Genomic DNA, 17570 nt, shown 5'->3' with positions numbered 1-17570 from the left:
GGGGCTATTTTTCCCCCACTTTCTCCAGTGCGCCGCGCTGCGGCATGCCCTCGGGAATGATGGTGCCGACGATGCTCTCGTCCAGCGCCTCGTAGTCGGCATAGCCGATGGTCCGATAAAGCTCGGCGCGGGTCTGCATATGCTCGATCATGTTCTGGGTGCCGCCGTCGCGCTTCAGGGCCGCATAGAGGCGCTCCTGCGCCCGCGCCGCCACGCGCAGCGAGGACACCGGCCAGATCACCATTCTGTATCCCATCGCCTCGAACTCGGCGTCGGTGAAGAAGGGTGTGCGTCCGAACTCGGTCATGTTGGCGAGCAGCGGCACACCGTCCATGCGGGCGGCAAACTCGCGAAACATGGCGGCGTCGGTCAGTGCTTCGGGGAAGATGGCGTCGGCACCGGCCTGGATGTAGAGCCGCGCGCGGGCGATGGCGCCCTCCATGCCCTCGCTCGCGGCCGCGTCCGTGCGGGCGATGATGACGAGGTCGCGCCGGGCTTTGGCGGCGGCGGCGATCTTGGAGGCCATGTCGTGGGCGCTGGCGAGCTTCTTGTCGTTGAGGTGCCCGCACTTCTTGGGCAGCACCTGATCCTCGATCTGCACCGCGGCGGCGCCGGCCTCCTCGAACACCCGCACCATGTGCATGACGTTCAGCGCCTCGCCATAGCCGGTGTCGCCGTCCACAAGAACAGGGAGGTCGGCGGCGCGAACCACCTGGCGGATGAAGAACGCAACCTCGTCCACGGTGATGATACCGAGGTCCGGCAGCCCCATGGAGGCCGTCATCGCGGCGCCGGAGAGGTAGAGCGCCTCAAAGCCGGCCTGCTTCGCCTGCAACGCGGCCATGCCGTTGTGGGCGCCGGGCATCTTGAGGATGCCCGGGCGCGCGAGGAGGTCGCGAAGCCGACTGCCCGGCGATCTGGTGCTGGAATCGGTCGCGACGAGATACGGCATCATCTGGCCTCCGGGACACGCGGACGGGCCTGCTGCGGCCTCGAACTCGACGCAACAAAACAAAGATTGCAGCTAAATGTCAACATTTGACGATCTGCGCGCGGGCCGCTTGGAAGCGGGGGCCGCGCCGGCACATGGCTGACGGCTGTCGGCATGCTATTGTAGACAGGCAGTTGAAGATGGCCGAGCGCATCCGCGATTCGGCCGGCCTTGCAACAAGGGGAAGGGCAGCCGTGGAACCGCCGTTGTTCGGAGGTCGGACGCTTGCGGATCGTGCGTTCGAATGGCTGGAGGAGGCCATCATCAAGGGCGATTATCCGCCCGAGTCAAAACTCGATGAAGTCGCCCTGGCAAAGGCGTTCGGCATCAGTCGCGGGCCGGTCCGCGAGGCGATCCGACGCCTGGAAGGCAAGAAGCTGGTCGAGCGCGTGCCGCATGTGGGCGCCCGCGTCGCCTCTCTTCAGGCGAGCGATCTCGCCGATCTGCTGCATGTGCGCGAGGCGCTTGAAGGCATGGCCTGCCGGCTCGCAACCGAGCGCATGTCCAATGACGAACTCGAGGCGCTGGAGCAGCTCATCGAGGGACATGCCAAAGACGACCCGCTGAAGGCCGGGGACAGCTATTATCAGCGGCCGGGCGACTTCGACTTCCACTTCCGCATCATCCAGGGAAGCCGGAACGCCAAGCTGATCCAGATGCTGTGCGACGACCTCTATTACCTGCTGCGCGTCTACCGCTACCGTTCGTCGTCGCGCAAGGGCCGGGCGCAGGAAGCCTTGCGGGAGCACCGCGAGGTGGTGGCCGCCATGAAGGCGCGGGACCCCGATGGTGCCGAGGCGGCCATGCGGGCCCACCTTCGCAATGCCCTGCGATCCATTCAGGAGAAGGCCGGCCAGGGAGAGGAGTTGCCGAAGGCGCCCAAGGCCAAGGGGCGATCGAGATAGAGCGCCGCGCGCATGGCCGACCGGCGTGCCCGCGGCTTCACCAGGCCGGGGCGCCCCGTCGGCCGCCCGGAGGCGGCCGACTTGGGCGTCAGTGGCCGGCCATCATCTTGGAGGGCAGCCAGAGCACGAGGTCGGGGAAGGCGACCAGGATTGCGATGGCGATGATGTGGGCCACGAAGTGCGGGAAGGTGCCGCGGAAGACCTCGGCCACCGGCCGGCCCGAATAGCGTGCCACCACGAAGCAGTTGAGGCCGATGGGGGGCGTTATCATGCCCACCTCCGCGGTCACGATCTTCACGACACCGAACCACAAGGGATCGAACCCCAGCGACTTGATGAGCGGCAGCACGACCGGCACGGTCAGCACCAGGATCGCGATCTGGTCCATGAACATGCCGAGCACGATGTAGCCGCACAGAATCAGCGCCATGATGACCCAGCGCGACACGTCGAGGGAGCCGACGAAGGCGACGAGGTTCTGGGTCACCTGCGTGAGGGTGAAGAAATAGCCGAACACATAGGCGCCGATCAGGATCATGGCGATCATGCAAGAGCCATGCGCCGCCCGCAGCAGGGCCCGGCGCAGGCCGGGGAGCGTGAGCTTGCGATACCACACGGCCAGCATGAAGGCGCCGGCCGCGCCGAGCGCGGAGGCTTCGGTCGGCGTCGCGACGCCGGTGTAGATCACCCCCGTCACCATGCCGAACAGAACCACCATGGGCCCCACCACGCGCAGCAGGCGCAGCTTCTCCCTCAAGGGCACCGCAGCCGCCTCCGGCGCCCGGCTCGGATCCTGCCAGACGAGGAACCACACGGTGGCCATGATGGTGAGGGTCACGAGGATGCCCGGAATAACGCCGCCGATGAGCAGCCCGCCGATGTTCACCTCGGCGAGCAGGCCGTACACCACCAGCGCGACGCTGGGCGGGATGAGCATGGCCAGGGTGCCGGAGATCGCCACCACGCCGGCCGCGAGCCGCGGTTCGTAGCCCTGCTTCAGCATGGCCGGCAGGCTGGTGGAGGAGAGCGTCGCCGCGGAGGCGGTGCTGGTGCCGCAGATGGCGCCGAAGCCGGCCCCGGCGAGCGCCGTCGCCATGCCCAGCCCACCGCGGACCCGTCCCATCCAGGCGGCGGTGGCGCGGAACAGGTCGTCGGCAACCCCGCTGAGCAGCACCAGCTCGGCCATCAGCAGGAACATGGGAATGGTGATCAGCTCGTAGGAGCTGACCGTGGACAGGGGGGCGGTCTTGAGGATGCCCGTGACCATGCCCATGCCGCCGACCAGATAGAGGCCGGTCGTGCCCGCCACCATCATGGCAAAGCCGACGGGGGCGCCGATGGCGAGGAGGAAGAAGAGGGCCCCGAGCCCCGCGAGGGTAATCATTCGAAGACTTCTCCGCCCTGGTGACCACCCGCGTTGACCGGGATGATGTCACGTCCGGTGACGAGGCTGGCGAGGTGGCCGATGAAGAAGAGCGCGAGGCGAATGCACAGCAGCCCTGCACCCAGCGGCATCAGGGCGATCGACGGCCACGTGGGCCAGGCGATGGCGCCCGCCACCACGTCCGCCGACACATAGGCATCGATCGTGCGGTCGAGGCCGAAATCCGCCATCAGCGCGAACACAACGAAGGCCGTGCCGGTGATGACGCATTCGGTGAGGCGCTTGAGCCGCGGCGGGAACATCTGCTGCAGCACGTCCACGCTCACATGCGCACCGTCGGCATAGGCCTGCGACAAGGCGAGGAAGAAGATGCCCGCCATGAGATAGAGCGAGATCAGGTCATAGGCCCAGGAAAAGGGGCTGTTGAAGGCGTAGCGCATGAAGACATCGGCGGTGACGATGAACATGACTGCGAGCATCATGACCATCGCGATCGCCATCAACACGCGCTCCACCGCGCCCACGGCGGCCAGCGCCCGCTGGATGAGGGTGTGCATTGCCACTCCTGAGAAGTGAGAGGATGAGGCGCCGGCCCCCGCGACCGGCGCCTCGGGACGCCCTGTTTCGCGGGCGCCCTATTGCGCCGGGGCGGAAAGGGCGGCGCGGAACTCCTTGAGGGCCTCGGTGCCCTGCTTGCCGCGGGCGTCGAGACCGGCCGCCCACTTGTCCGCGACCTCCTTCGACAGCGTGCCGAGCTGGGCCGTGAAGGCGGGGTCGAGCGGCTGGAAGGTGACGCCGGCGTCCCGCAGCTTCTGCTTGATCTCGGCATCCTGCTGGTCGATGGCGGCGCAGGCCGACTTCACGGTTTTCTCCGCCGCCTCGATCATGATCTTCTGCACCTCGGGCTTCAGCTTGTTCCAGGAGGCGTCACTGATGGAATAGGCCAGGATGAAGCTCGAGAAGTTGGCCTTCTCCGTGGAATGCCGCACCAGCTTTTCCAGATTGTAGGAGAGGATGCTATCGAGCGGGAACACGACGCCGTCGAGGGTGCCGCGGGAGAGGGATTCGTAGGTGTCGGGCGCCGCCATGCGCACCGGCACGGCGCCGAGGCTGCGGACCGTGATGTCCTGCGCCCCGCCGGTGGAGCGCAGCTTCAGGCCTTTGAGATCCTCCATCTTCGTGACCGGGGTCTTGAGCGTCAGGATCTGGTATGGCGGCAGCGCCACGGCGAGCATCAGCTTGATCTTGTTCGGCACGTAGTCCTGCTTCGCCACGACGCCGTCGCGCGCGACCTTCCAGTAGGCCGCCGTGCCCTCGCAGCTGTTCGCGAAGCTGTCGGGCAAGAGCGCCACCTCGGACACCGGCATCTTGTCGGAGACGTAAGCCGGGCCGATATAGCCGATGTCCGTCACGCCGTTCTGCGTGAGGGTGAGCATGTCGGTGGCCTTGCCCAGCTGCTGGCCGGGGAAATAGTCGAAGACGATGGCACCGTTGGTGCGCTTGGTCACCTCCTCCATCCACGGCGCCAGCATCATGCGGCTGATGTAGTGGCCGCTGGGGAGCGAGTCGGCGACGCGCAGATGGGTGACATCGGCAGCCTTAGCCGCGCCGGCGACGCCAGCGGCCAGAAGGCCCGCGAGGGCGGCCGCGGAGAGTAGGGCCCTGGTCATGAATGATCCTCCCTTGATCGGTCTTATTTCTGGGCTGCGCCGCCGGTTTCAACGATCGACCGCAGCTCGGTTTTCAGTATCTTGCCGTAGTTGTTCTTGGGCAGGGCGGCGAGGAACAGGTATTCCTTCGGCCGCTTGAAGCGTGCCACGTGATGCAGGCAGAGATCGTCCAGCTCCTGCGGGGACACGCTCGCGCCCGGAGCCGGCGCGACCACCGCGATCACTTCCTCGCCCCAGTCGTCGTGGCGGCGCCCGATCACCGCCACCTCGGCCACGCCCTCATGCAGGAGGAGCACCTCCTCCACCTCGCGGGGATAGATGTTGGTGCCGCCTGAGATGATGACGTCCTTGGACCTGTCCTTGAGGGTGAGGAAGCCCTGCGTATCCATGGACCCGAGATCTCCGGTATGGAGCCAGCCGTTGCGAAGCGTCTCGGCACTCGCCTCGGGATTGCGCCAGTAGCCGGACATCACCGTGTCGCCGCGCACCAGGATCTCGCCGATCTCGCCGGCCGGCAGCGCCGTGTCGTCGGCACCGGCGACGCGGACATCGACCACCGCCTGGGCGTAGCCCACGGAGGCGAGCCGCGCCTGCGCGTCGGCATCCTCCCGCGCGGCGAGCAGATACCGCGGCAGGACGGTTATGGTCATGGGGCTCTCGCCCTGGCCATAAATCTGCGCCAGACGCGGGCCGAAGGCGTCGAGGGCGCGCCGCGCGTCCTCCACATACATGGGGCCGCCGCCATAGACGATGGTGCGCAGGTTGGCGAGTTCCGCCGCGCCCAGCGTGCCGGCGGCGACGAGGCGCGTCACCATGGTCGGCGCCGCGAAGAAGCTCGCTCCCTTGTGGTGGCGCAGCAGGCCGGCGATCTCGTCCGGATCGAACCCGCCGCTTTCCGGCACCACCTGCGCCGCCGCCGCGAGCACGTGGGGCAGGATGTAGAGGCCGGAGCCGTGGGACATGGGCGCCGGATGGAGCACGCAGTCGGCGGGCGTGGTCGGGTCCACCTCGGCCAGATAGCCCAGCGACATGGCGAGGAGGTTGCGATGGGAGAGCATCGCCCCCTTCGGCCGGCCGGTGGTTCCGCTGGTGTAGAACAGCCAGGCGAGGTCGCCTGGCGCCGTATCGGCAAGCGCCATCGGCTCCGATGCCGCGAGCCGCTCGTAATCGGCGCTGCCGGCGACGAGCACGTCCGGTGCGGGATCGGCCGCCGCCGCAGCTTCGCCCGCGAGGGACGCCATCGAGGGGTCGGAGAGCACGAGGCGGGCGCCCGAATTCTCCAGGATGTAACCCACTTCCTTCGCGTGGAGCTTGGCGTTCACCGGAACGCAGGCGAGCCCCGCATGCCAGGACGCGAAAAGGGCCTCCACATAGGCGGGGCCGTTCTTCATCACGATGGCCACGCGGTCGCCGGCGCCAAGTCCGTGCCGTTCGCGCAGTCCGCCGGCCATGCGCGCCGCCCGTTCCGCGAGACGGGTGTAGGTCGCAACGAGGCGGGTGCCGGCATGGACGGCCGCGCGGTCGCCATGGACCCGCCCGGCGCGGGAGAGCAACGCCGCGATGTTCACGCTGCGGCCTTCGTGTGGAGCTGGGCGCGCGGAACGGACCGCGTTGCGCCGGCGGAACCGGCCCGGCGACCAGCGACTGTCCTGTTCTTGCCTGTGAACATTCTGGACCTCGGTCCAATAATTTCATGAACGGGAATATCTGATACCTGCACATGAATAATTATGTCAACAGCCTGGGCGGAGCACGGCCTGCACCGCAGGTCGGGAAATTTATCCATATTTTTCAATCGATAAGCCGACTTTGCCATAGCGATATCGCGCTGCAACGGGATCTGTTGCTGTGCATTAATACCTCACTGCGGCGCACAATAATTCATATTTGAAAACTTCTTGTCCCTATTTGTGAATAGCTGTAAGCCTCCTTCAACGGCGCCCGCGACCGCTTCGCTCCGGGGCGCCCATCGCAACTGCACCTGCCGTGGGTATGGAAAGCATGGGACCGCTTGCCGGTATCAAGATCCTCGACATGACCTCGGTCCTGATGGGCCCCTATGCGACGCTCCAGCTCGCCGACATGGGGGCCGACGTCATCAAGGTCGAGGCGCCCGACGGCGATCTGGTGCGGCAGATTCCGCCGTCGCGGCATCCCGGCATGGGCGCGCTGTTCCTCAATGCCAATCGCAACAAGCGCAGCATCTGCCTCGACCTGAAGCAGCCCTCCGGCCGCGCAACCCTGCTCGCGCTCGCCGCCCAGGCCGACGTGCTGGTCTACAATGTGCGGCCGCAGGCCATGGCCCGGCTGGGCCTCGGCTATGAGGACGTGGCGGCGGTCAACCCGCGCATCATCTATGCCGGCGTGTTCGGCTATGGGCAGAACGGCCCGTATGCCGCCAAGCCCGCCTATGACGACCTCATCCAGGGCGGCGCGGTGATGTCGTCGCTCATCGCCCAGGCCGGCGACGGCACCCCGCGCTACGTGCCGAACGCCATTGTCGATCGCGTGGTGGGCCTCGCCGCCGTGGGGGCCATCTGCGCCACGCTCGTCAACCGGGAGCGCACCGGCCTCGGCCAGCGGGTGGATGTGCCCATGTTCGAGACCATGGTGGGTTTCGTGCTCGGCGACCATCTCGGCGGCCTCACCTTCGAGCCGCCGCTCGACAAGGGCGGATATGCCCGCCAGCTCTCCCCCGAGCGCCGGCCCTACCAGACCGCGGACGGCTACGTCTGCGCCATGATCTACACCGACAAGCAATGGACGAGCTTCCTCACCGCCATCGGTGAGGGCGAGCTGATGACCCGCGACGCGCGCTTCTCCACCTTCGAGATGCGCTCCGCCAACATCGACCACGTCTATGGCGAACTCGCCCGCATCTTCACCGCGCGCACCACCGCCGCGTGGCTGGAGCTGATGGAGCGCGCCGACATCCCGTGCATGCCCATGCACGACCTCCAGTCCGTCCTCGATGATCCGCAGCTCAAGGCAACCGGCTTCTTCGAGATGATGGAGCACCCCACCGAAGGCCCGGTGCGGGTCATGCACATGCCCACGTCCTGGTCGAAGACCCCGGCCGAAATCTGGCGCCTGGCCCCGACCAGGGGGCAGGACGGCGACGCCATCCTCGCCGAGGCGGGTTTCGATGCGGCAGCCGTCGCCAGGCTGCGCGCCGAGGGCGTGCTGACGGGCGGCGAAGACACCCCCGCGACACACGCAAGCCACGAAAAGATGGAGGCGCCCCATGGAGTTTAGCCTGACCCCCGAGCAAGAGGCGATCCGCGCGGCGATTTCCGGCATCTGCAGCCGGTTCGATGACGATTACTGGCTGAAGCTGGACCGGGAGGGCGGCTTCCCACACGCGCTCTATTCCGCCCTCGCTGCCGACGGATGGCTCGGCATCTGCATCCCGGAGGAATACGGCGGCTCGGGCCTCGGCGTCACCGAGGCGGCGGTGATGATGCAGGCGATCGCCGAATCCGGCGCCGGCATGACGGGCGCTTCCTGCGCCCATATCAACATTTTCGGCCTCAACCCCGTGGTGGTCTACGGCACCGAGGAACAGAAGCGGCGCATGCTGCCGCCCATGGTCGAGGGCCGCGAGAAGGCCTGCTTCGCCGTCACCGAGCCGAACACGGGACTCAACACCACCCAGCTGAAGACCCGTGCCGTGCGCAAGGGCGACCGCTACGTGGTGGACGGGCAGAAGGTGTGGATTTCCACCGCGCAGGTGGCGGACCGCATGCTGCTGCTCGCGCGCACCACGCCGCTGGAGGAGGTGAGCAAGCCGACCCACGGCCTCAGCCTGTTCTACACCCGCTTCGACCGCGACCGCATCCGCGTCCACGAGATCGAGAAGATGGGCCGCAAGGCGGTGGATTCCAACGAGCTGTTCATCGAGGGGCTGGAAATCCCCGAGGAGGACCGCATCGGCGAGGAAGGCCGCGGCTTCGAATACATCCTGCACGGCATGAATCCGGAGCGCGTGCTGATCGCGGCGGAAGCGGTGGGCCTCGGCCGGCTCGCCCTGTCGCGCGCCGTCGCCTACGCCAAGGACCGCGTGGTGTTCAACCGGCCCATCGGCCAGAACCAGTCGATCCAGCACCCCCTCGCCATCAACTGGATGGAGCTGGAGGCCGCCCAGCTGATGCTGATGCGCGCCGCCTGGGAATACGACAACGGCCTGCCCTGCGGGGCCAGCGCCAATGCCGCCAAGTATCTCGCCGGCGAGGCCGGGTTCAATGCCTGCCAGCAGGCCATCATGACCCACGGCGGCTTCGGCTATGCCAAGGAATTCCATGTGGAGCGCTACCTGCGCGAGGTGATGATCCCCCGCATCGCGCCCATCAGCCCGCAGCTCGTGCTCTGCTACATCGCCGAGCGGGTGCTGGGCCTGCCGAAATCCTACTGAACAGGCCGGAAACGGTCTTCTGCGACGCACGAAAAAGATGAGGAGCGACGATGGCTGGGCTCTATTTCGAGGAATTCTCCGAAGGACAGGTGTTCCGGCACGCCTTCAGCCGGACCGTCACCGAGATGGACAACACCATGTTCTCCCTGATGACCATGAACCCCCAGCCGCTCCACATCGACGCCCATTTCGCGGAAGGGACCGAATGGGGACAGCGCCTGTTCAACAGCCTCTACACGCTGGGCATCATGATCGGCATGAGCGTGTACGACACCACTCTGGGCACCACGGTCGCCAACCTCGGCATGACCGATGTGAAGTTCCCGAAGCCCGTCTTCCATGGTGACACGCTGCGCGCCGAGACGCGGGTGATCGCGGTGCGTGCCAGCAGGTCGCGCCCCGAGGCCGGCATCGTCGAGTTCGAGCACACGGCCCTCAACCAGACCGGCGATCTCGTCGCCTCCTGCCGCCGCACCGCTTTGATGCGTCGCCGCGCCGAGGCCGCATGATGCGCTCCTTCCTCTTCGTCCCCGGCGACAGCCCGCGCAAGTTCGAGAAGGCGTCGCAGACCAAGGCCGACGGCCTCATCCTCGACCTCGAGGATTCCGTCGCGCCTTCCGCCAAGACTGAGGCGCGGGAGATCGTCCGCGCCATGCTGGATGCACCGCGGCGGCAGAAGGTGTTCGTGCGCGTGAATGCCCTCGACACCGGCCTCACGCCCCTCGACCTCGCCGCCATCATGCCCGGGCGCCCGGACGGCATCATGCTGCCCAAGTGCTCCGGTCCGGACGACGTGCGCCAGCTCGCGCACTATCTCGACATGGGCGAGGCATTGCAGGACCCGTCCGGCGGACGCGCCGGGGCGACGCTGATCTTCGCCATCGTCACCGAGACGGCGGAGGGCGTGCGGGCCCTCGCCGGCTCCTCCTATCGCGGTGTCAGCCCGCGCCTGTGGGGCATGCTGTGGGGCGGGGAGGACCTTGCCGCCTCCCTCGGCGCCTCGGAGAACCGCAGCGGCGGCGCCTATCGCGAACCGTTCCGCCTCGCCCGCAACCTGTGCCTGGTGGCGGCGGCGGCGGCGGGCGTCGAGGCCCTCGACACCATCGCCACCGATATCGGCGACCTCGATGGCGTGGCCGAAGAGGCGCGCGAGGCCCGGCGGGACGGCTTTTCCGGCAAGGTGGTCATCCATCCGAGCCATGTGGACGTGGTGAATGCCGCCTTCACGCCGGGCGCGGAAGAGGTGGCCTGGGCGCTGCGCGTCACGGAGGCGTTTGCCAGCCAGCCGGACGCAGGGGTAGTGAAGCTCGACGGGAAGATGGTCGACAAGCCGCATCTGCGTGCGGCGGAGCGTATTCTCGCGCGGCGGCCGACGGAGGCGTGAGCCGTCATCGGGCGCGACCGTATCGCGACAGGGCTGATCGGGTAGGGGTGCCATGTTCGTCAAGCAGGCTGCGAACGTTCTCGAAATCCTCGAGTATTTCGCCAAGCGCAAGCGCCCCGCCACCCTGTCGGAGATGGCGGACGACCTCGGCTGGCCACGCTCCAGCACGTTCAATCTCATCGGCACGCTGATCGACAAAGGCTATCTCTACGAGCCGAGGACACGCGGCGGCTATTATCCGACGCCGCGCTGGCTGGTTCAGTCGCAGGCCGTGTCGGATGCCGAGCCGTTGCCCGAGGCGGCCTATGCCCTCGTTGCCGAGGTCGCGCAGGAGACCGGCGAAACCACCGCCATCGGCGCCCCGGCGGGCACCTCAATCATCTTCATCCATGTGGTGGAATCGGCCGCATCCATCCGCTATTTCGCGCAGGTCGGCCACAAGCTGCCCATCCACGCCTCCTCGACCGGTCGCGCCATCCTGAGCCAGTACAGCTACGAGGAGCGGCTGGCCATCTACAGGAAGGTGAAGTTCGTCAAATACGCGCGCAATACCCTCACCAGCATCGATGAGGTGGAGGCGGAGATCCGCCGCTCGCAGCAGCGCGGCTGGTTCCAGAGCATGTCCGACTACAGCCCGGACCTATGCGGGGTGGCCCTGCCACTGCCCATCGGGCCGCGGCGGCTGTCCATGGTGGTGGCCGGGCCGGAATTCCGCTGCATCGAGCGCATTGAGAAGATGGCCGATGCGATGAAGCAGGCCATCGTGCGTTTCGGTGACCTGCTCAGCGAGGCGCGGTAAGTGGCCTGACGCGCGTTCTCGGCGTACTCCGGCAGGGGATCGACGCATCTCGCGCCCGGCATTGCTGGCCGGGCTCCTTCTGCCCGGATTGACCCGATGGCGCCGCGTGCGCGCGGCGCCCGCTCCGGTGCGCCGCTGGGAGGGTCAGGTGGGGGCCTGCGCGGTCGGGGGCTTCAGCTTCGGCAGAGCGCGCCGGCGCCGCAGGGTCAAGCCGATGTTGAAGAGGACGAGGCCGCCGATGATCGTCAGGAGCGTCGCGGAGATGGGCTGCTGGACGAAGGTGGTGAAGCTGCCGTGGCTGAGCACCATCGCCCGGCGAAAATTCTCCTCCAGCATGGGGCCGAGCACGAAGCCGAGCATCAACGGAGCCGGATCGAGGTGAAGCCGCATGAGCGCGTAGCCGAACACGCCGAACGCTGTCGTGACCAGGATGTCATACAGGTTGTTGTTGACGCTGAACGAGCCAAGGCAGCAGAAGAAGAGAATTGATGGGAATAGCGCCGCATAGGGGATCTTGAAGAGCGACAGCCAGATCCGCACCAGCGGGACATTCAGGATCAAAAGAAACACGTTGCCGATCCACATGCTGGCGACAAGGCCCCAGAACAGGTCGGGATGCCGGGAAATCATGTTCGGCCCCGGCTGGATGCCCTTCATGATGAAGGCCGCCATCATGAGCGCCATGACCGCGTTTTCGGGAATGCCGATGCTCATGAGGGGAATGAAGCTGGTGCGGGCCGCCGCTTCGTCGGCCGCAGCCTGCCCGGCGACGCCCTCGATGGCGCCCGAGCCGATCTCGTCCTTGTACTTGCTGAGCTTCTTGTCGAGCCCATAGGCCGCGAACTGGGCAATGACAGGTCCGCCACCGGGCAGGATGCCCAGCAGCGATCCCACCACGCTGCCGCGCAGGGCGCTCGGAATGATGCGCCAGAATTCGGTCCTGGTCGGTATGAGATTGATCCTGCCATTGAATGGAGTGCGTTCGTTGCGTGCGTCGAGATTCTTGGTGATCTCTGCGATGCCGAAGCAGCCAAGCGCGATGGCGACGATGTTGACGCCGTCGAGCAGGGAGATGAAGCCGAAGGTGAAGCGCTGCACCCCGGTTTCGAGATCGGTGCCGATCTGTCCGATCAGAAGGCCGATGAGACACATCATCAAGCCGTTGAGCAGGTTGCCGCTGCTGACGAAGCTGACGCAGAAGAAGCCGAGCAGCATCAGCGCGCAATAGTCCGCCGGCCCGAACATGACCGCCACCTGCCCGAGGCTCGGGGCTAGCGTCGCGAGCACGAACAGGGCGACGGTGCCGCCGATGAAGCTCGATACGCCGGCCGTGAACAGGGCGAGGCCGGTCTTGCCTTTCAGCGTCATCTGGTAGCCGTCGATGCAGGCCACGATGCTGCTGGCGTGCGGAATCTTCATGGTGATGGCGCTGACGCTGTCGCCATACTGGGCGCCGTAATAGATGCCGGCGAGCATGATGAGGGCGCCACCGGTCGGGATGGAATAGGTGAGGGGCAGCAGCAGGCTGATGGTGGCCAGCGGGCCGAGACCGGGCAGCAGGCCGACCATGGTGCCGATGACGCAGCCAATGGCGCAGAACAGCAGGTTTTCCGGCGTCAGAGCGTGGGCGAACCCGAAGGCGAGATTGTTCAGGATTTCCATCAGATCAAACCCAGATTCAGCCCGAGACCGTGCTGGAATACAAGCGCGACCAGGATCAGGACGGCTGAAAGCATGACATTTCGCTTCCAGGAATAGTTGCTTGCCGCAAGTCCCGAGATGAATACGAGCAGGATGATGCCCAAAATCATGCTGACGTAGTGGGAGGCCAACACGAACGTGGCGAGGCTCAGCACGATGAGGCCGATGTTCCTGAACCTGAAATCCAGCGGCTCGGGGTCCATCTGACGGGACTGGATGACCGAGAGCAGGGCCAGGACAAACAGCGCTCCGCTGACCAGCAGCGGAAACAGGGCGGGTCCCGCCCGCGCGAGGTCTCCGATGGGGTAGCGGAGGGCATTCAGCCCAAAGAAGAGGGCGACCATCATCATGGCCAGGCCCCTCAGGAGATTGACATCGAGCATTTCATCCCCGGCGGTCGAGCCGCTTTTGCGGCTTCTGGCTTTGGAATAGGCACGGCTGCAGGCGATCCCACGTGCCGCAGGCGCGCACACGTTTGAGGTGTTCGGTGTAAGAATTGCAAAATATGGGAATGTAATTCGCGTGTGGATTAAGTATTAAGAAATAAAATCGCCCGTCCTGCGCGGTTGAATGCGCCCTCCGCCGTGTCGCCGATGGCGACGTCGGCCTGTCGCAATGGAGGGGAAAGCGACGCTCCGCCGTCACCTTGTCTTGGCGCAGAAGGGAGGTGCTTCGTTGACGTCTTCATCAACGTTCCGGCGATTCATCTCCCATCTTGCTTCTCGTTTCCCAGAATAATGGGTAGCTGGATTGTTGTTGTCAAGATACAAATATATTGTACATATACAATAATTAGTCAGGCTGTGGGTGCGATAAACCTCGCTTCCTTCCGATGAAATTACGTAACGTAAGTCTCATCATCCCAATTACGGCGCATCCCACGTGAGGATTAGGTTCCGATATTTCGGTCAAGGGACAGTCTCCTCGCATTTGCCCTGCGCGGGGAACGTGCGGCGTCTCGATGGGGTGCGCAGCCCGTGTTCCAACCCCGCGGACCGGCAATGAATTGCGCTTCAGGGGCCATCGCTGTATCGGCATGACATGAGCGAGAAGCACGAGACCACAAGAGCTTCCAGGGGCGAAGACGACGGCGGGATGGTGGTGCGGCAGGTGCCGGCCGTCACCCGCGCCGTGGCCGTGCTGCGCCTTCTGTCCCGCACCGACGCACCCCTCGGGGTCCACGCCATCTCGCGCCAGCTGAACCTCGTGCCCAGCACCTGCCTGCACATCCTGCGGGCGCTGACGGCGGAGGAGCTTGTGGCGTTCGATCCCCACACCAAGCGCTACCGCCTCGCCAGCGGCATCGTCGCGCTGGCGCGGGGCATGCTGCGGCACGATCCGTTCAGCAAGCTCGTGGAGCCCGCGCTCGACGACATCTGCCGGCATCATGCCGTCACCGCCATCGGGGTGGAGGCCGCGAGCCTCGACCATATCGTGGTGGTCGCCATCGCCAGGCCGAGCCGCGCGCTGCATCTGGAGGCCGACCTCGGCAGCCGGTATCCGGCGCTCATCAGCGCCACGGGCCGGCTGATCGCGGCGTTTGGCGGGCATCCGAGGGCTGAGCTGGAGAAGCGCTTCAAGGCGCTGCGCTGGGAGAATCCCCCGTCCATCGAGGAATGGTGGGCCGATGTCGCGGCCTGCCGTCCGGCGGGCTATGCGGTGGACGAGGGGCGCTACATCGCGGGCGTGACGGTCGTCGCGGCTCCCGTGCTGGCGCACGGGCGGATGACCCATGCCCTGGTGGCGGTGGGCGTGAGCGACCAGATGCGCCGCATCGGCCTGGAGGCTCTGGGCGAGGAACTCAAGCGCAACGCCTACGACCTGTCCCGGCGGCTGTCGGCGGCCTGATGCCCGAGTTGATCCCCGAGTTGATTCCTACGCCACCCGGTCGATCAGGCCGCGCTGCCTGAGCCCTTCCACCTGGGCCTCTGTCAGGCCGAGTTCGCGCCTGAGCACCTCTCCCGTGTGCTGTCCGAGGGTCGGCGGCGGGGCGAGGGGGGCCTGGGGCGCGCCGGGAAACTTGATGGGGCGACCGAGGATGCTGAGGCGTCCGGCGACCGGGTGGTCCACCTCCACCACCATCTCCCGCGCCTTGGCCTGCGGATGGGCGAGGGCGGCGGTGACGCCGAGGATGGGGGCGTGCGGCACGTCGTGCGCCTTCAGGACGGCGAGCCAGTGCTCAAGCGTGTTTCCGGCGATGATCTCCGCCACGCGCGGTTCGATCTCGGCCCGCAGGGCCCGGCGGTCCGACATGGTGGCGTAGCGCGGATCGCGCCCCATGTCCGGGGCGCCCAGCGCATCGCAGAGCTTCGGCCAGAAGCTGTCGGCGAGGCAGGCGATGATGACCGCGCCGCCCTGTGCGGTGAAGCTGCCGTAAGGCACGATGGTGACATGGGCCGACCCCACCGGCTGCGGATCTTCGCCCGTGACGAAGGCCAGCTGCGCGAAATAACCCAGCATGGACATGGTGCCGTCGTAGAGGCTCACGTCGATCAGCCGGCCCCGGCCGGTGTGCGTCCGCTCCACCAGCGCGGACAGGATGGCGATGGCGCCGAAGAACCCGCCGGACATGTCGCCCACCGGCAGGCCGATCTTGTGCGGCACGCGGCCCGTCTCGCCATTGATGCTGAGCACGCCGGTCATGGCCTGCGCCACGATGTCGAACGAGGGCGTATCGCGCAGCGGACCCGTGAGGCCGAAGCCGGAAATGGCGCAATAGATGAGGCGCGGATTGGCCTTCATCAGCGCCTCGGCGCCGAGGCCGAGGCGTTCCATCACCCCCGGGCGGAAATTCTCGATGAGGACGTCGGCGGTGGCGCAAAGGTCCCTCAGGATCTTTGCACCCTCCGGCGAGGCCAGGTCGATGACGAGGCTTTGCTTGCCGCGGTTCAGGCCCACGAAATAGTGACTCTCGCCGCCGACGAAGGGGGCGAAGCCGCGCGTTTCGTCGCCCTTTCCGGGCGGCTCGATCTTGAGCACTTCGGCGCCGAGGTCACAGAGAAACTGCGTGGCGAGCGGACCCGCCAGCACCCGCGTCAGGTCAAGGACCCGCAGGCCGGACAGGGGGCCCGGCCAGCGCACCTCCGGCCCGGACGCCGGCCCCCCGCATGCCCCCTCCAGGGGCGAGGCGGCCGCATGGTTCTCCGCAAGGTCTTCCATGGCAGCCGCTCCTCCTACGCCGAACAGGTCCATGCGCCCCTCTCTTCTCATTGCATGGAGAGGTTGAGGCTCTTGATCGCCGGTCCCCATTTGGCCCGGTCGGTGTCCACGAGGTCCGCCAGCTGACGCGGCGTGCCGCCGGTGGGTTCGGCGCCATCCTTGATGATGGCGGCGCGCAGCGTCGGGTCCTGAAGCCCGGCGTTGATGGTCTTGTTGAGAAGCTCCACGATGGCCGCCGGCGTGCCGCGGGGAGCATAGCAGGCGTTCCAGGCCTCCGCCTCCACATTGACGCCGGCCTCGCGGAAGGTGGGCACGTCGGGCAGGCTGGCCGAGCGCTGGCCGAGCGAGATGGCGAGCGGGCGGATCTGGCCGGAATTGATGCCGCCGAGGGCGGCGGTCACGGTGTCCAGCGCCACGGGGATCTGCCCGCCAAGCACGTTGGCGAGGGCCTGGCCCGAGCCGGAATAGGGCACGGGATAGAACTGGGCGCCGGAGGCGGCGCTCACCATCTGCAGCACGGCGCGGGCGGTGGTGCTGGGCACCGCGACGTCCATCTGTGCATCCTTGCCCTGGCTGTCCTTGCCCTTCGCCTTGGCCAGGAGGTCGCCGAGCGAGCGGAGCGGGGAATCCTGCTTCACGTAGAGCACCATGCCGAAGCTCACCACGCGGGCGACCGGCTCGAAATCCTTCACCGGATCGAAGCCGAGGTGGCTGTAGAGATATTCGTTCATGGCTGAGGTGGCGTTGGTGCCCCAGAGCAGCGTGTAGCCATCCGGCTCGGCGCGGGCGACGGAGGCGGTGCCGATGTTGCCGCCGGCGCCGGGGCGGTTCTCGACCACGAAGGGCTGGCCGAGGGTCTTCTGCATGAAATCGGCGAAGCGCCGGGCAAACACGTCGGTCCCCATGCCCGCCGGATAGGCCACCACCAGCCGGACAGGCCGGCTCGGATAGCTGCCCGCCGCACCCGCGGCCCGGGCCGCCGGGCCTGCCAGCGCTGCCGTGGCCAGTCCTGCGAGGGAGCCGGCCAGAAAGGTTCTCCTCCTCATTTCGTTTCCTCCAGTGTGGGCGCGAACTTTTCCGTTCGTTTTGTCGTGGTGCCCGTCGCCAGCTTCTGCCGGTCGGCGGGTCGTCCCTTTGGCCCGGCCTTGGCGTCTGCCGGGGTCATC

At 66.7% G+C, this 17570-nt stretch carries 16 protein-coding genes; 7 read left to right on the top strand and 9 right to left on the bottom strand.

Annotated features, from left to right (window positions below):
• Positions 1-4: 4 nt before the first annotated feature.
• Positions 5-952 carry a methylisocitrate lyase gene (gene prpB / locus ACT54R_RS04060; protein ID WP_476323944.1) on the bottom strand — a complete coding sequence of 316 codons (948 nt, stop codon included), beginning with the start codon at positions 950-952 and terminating at the stop codon, positions 5-7.
• A 179-nt stretch (positions 953-1131) separates the two neighbouring features.
• On the opposite strand from prpB, the gene ACT54R_RS04055 reads away from it, so the two are divergent.
• Positions 1132-1896 carry a GntR family transcriptional regulator gene (locus ACT54R_RS04055; RefSeq protein ID WP_476323942.1) on the top strand — a complete coding sequence of 255 codons (765 nt, stop codon included), beginning with the start codon at positions 1132-1134 and terminating at the stop codon, positions 1894-1896.
• Between the two features lie 88 nt (positions 1897-1984).
• On the opposite strand, the gene ACT54R_RS04050 is transcribed toward ACT54R_RS04055, so the two are convergent.
• From ACT54R_RS04050 to ACT54R_RS04035, 4 genes are all read right to left on the bottom strand, one after another.
• Positions 1985-3280 (bottom strand): TRAP transporter large permease, encoded by a 1296-nt coding sequence (locus tag ACT54R_RS04050; protein ID WP_476323940.1) that lies wholly within the window; start codon positions 3278-3280, stop codon positions 1985-1987.
• Positions 3277-3837 carry a TRAP transporter small permease subunit gene (locus ACT54R_RS04045; protein WP_476323938.1) on the bottom strand — a complete coding sequence of 187 codons (561 nt, stop codon included), beginning with the start codon at positions 3835-3837 and terminating at the stop codon, positions 3277-3279. Before ACT54R_RS04045 ends, ACT54R_RS04050 begins: the two co-directional genes overlap by 4 nt.
• 78 nt (positions 3838-3915) lie before the next feature.
• Positions 3916-4950 carry a TRAP transporter substrate-binding protein gene (locus ACT54R_RS04040; protein ID WP_476323936.1) on the bottom strand — a complete coding sequence of 345 codons (1035 nt, stop codon included), beginning with the start codon at positions 4948-4950 and terminating at the stop codon, positions 3916-3918.
• Between the two features lie 23 nt (positions 4951-4973).
• A complete protein-coding gene (locus tag ACT54R_RS04035; protein ID WP_476323934.1) occupies positions 4974-6518 on the bottom strand; it encodes an AMP-binding protein in 1545 nt (514 codons plus the stop codon).
• Between the two features lie 433 nt (positions 6519-6951).
• On the opposite strand from ACT54R_RS04035, the gene ACT54R_RS04030 reads away from it, so the two are divergent.
• The 5 genes from ACT54R_RS04030 to ACT54R_RS04010 are packed head-to-tail and all read left to right on the top strand — an operon-like array spanning position 6952 to position 11544.
• A complete protein-coding gene (locus tag ACT54R_RS04030; protein WP_476323932.1) occupies positions 6952-8205 on the top strand; it encodes a CaiB/BaiF CoA transferase family protein in 1254 nt (417 codons plus the stop codon).
• Positions 8195-9361 (top strand): acyl-CoA dehydrogenase family protein, encoded by a 1167-nt coding sequence (locus ACT54R_RS04025; protein ID WP_476323930.1) that lies wholly within the window; start codon positions 8195-8197, stop codon positions 9359-9361. The genes ACT54R_RS04030 and ACT54R_RS04025 overlap by 11 nt, the downstream gene beginning before the upstream one ends.
• Positions 9362-9411: 50 nt before the next feature.
• Positions 9412-9870, top strand: a complete 459-nt coding sequence (locus tag ACT54R_RS04020) for a MaoC family dehydratase (RefSeq protein WP_168459766.1) — start codon at positions 9412-9414, stop codon at positions 9868-9870.
• Complete coding sequence (locus ACT54R_RS04015; RefSeq protein WP_476326366.1) at positions 9870-10745, top strand: HpcH/HpaI aldolase/citrate lyase family protein; 876 nt, start codon at positions 9870-9872, stop codon at positions 10743-10745. Before ACT54R_RS04020 ends, ACT54R_RS04015 begins: the two co-directional genes overlap by 1 nt.
• Before the next feature lie 52 nt (positions 10746-10797).
• Complete coding sequence (locus ACT54R_RS04010; RefSeq protein WP_168459764.1) at positions 10798-11544, top strand: IclR family transcriptional regulator; 747 nt, start codon at positions 10798-10800, stop codon at positions 11542-11544.
• Between the two features lie 144 nt (positions 11545-11688).
• On the opposite strand, the gene ACT54R_RS04005 is transcribed toward ACT54R_RS04010, so the two are convergent.
• Together ACT54R_RS04005 and ACT54R_RS04000 are read right to left on the bottom strand one after the other, a co-directional pair.
• Positions 11689-13206 carry a tripartite tricarboxylate transporter permease gene (locus ACT54R_RS04005; RefSeq protein WP_476323927.1) on the bottom strand — a complete coding sequence of 506 codons (1518 nt, stop codon included), beginning with the start codon at positions 13204-13206 and terminating at the stop codon, positions 11689-11691.
• Positions 13206-13628 (bottom strand): tripartite tricarboxylate transporter TctB family protein, encoded by a 423-nt coding sequence (locus tag ACT54R_RS04000; RefSeq protein ID WP_476323925.1) that lies wholly within the window; start codon positions 13626-13628, stop codon positions 13206-13208. Before ACT54R_RS04000 ends, ACT54R_RS04005 begins: the two co-directional genes overlap by 1 nt.
• Before the next feature lie 658 nt (positions 13629-14286).
• Between ACT54R_RS04000 and ACT54R_RS03995 the strand changes: the two genes are divergently transcribed.
• Positions 14287-15093: an IclR family transcriptional regulator gene (locus ACT54R_RS03995; protein WP_476323924.1), complete on the top strand. Its 807-nt coding sequence runs from the start codon at positions 14287-14289 to the stop codon at positions 15091-15093.
• 27 nt (positions 15094-15120) lie between these two features.
• Here ACT54R_RS03995 and ACT54R_RS03990 read toward each other — a convergent pair whose 3' ends face one another.
• Together ACT54R_RS03990 and ACT54R_RS03985 are read right to left on the bottom strand one after the other, a co-directional pair.
• On the bottom strand, positions 15121-16404 hold the full coding sequence (locus ACT54R_RS03990) for a CaiB/BaiF CoA transferase family protein (protein WP_476323922.1): 1284 nt from the start codon (positions 16402-16404) through the stop codon (positions 15121-15123).
• 47 nt (positions 16405-16451) lie between these two features.
• Entirely contained in the window at positions 16452-17450 is a 999-nt protein-coding gene (locus ACT54R_RS03985; protein WP_168459760.1) for a tripartite tricarboxylate transporter substrate binding protein, read from the bottom strand.
• Between the last annotated feature and the right edge of the window lie 120 nt (positions 17451-17570).

Source organism: Xanthobacter sp. DMC47 (assembly GCF_056313845.1).
The sequence above is the reverse complement of the archived record's forward strand: the minus strand, read 5'-3'. Positions and strand labels throughout refer to the sequence as shown.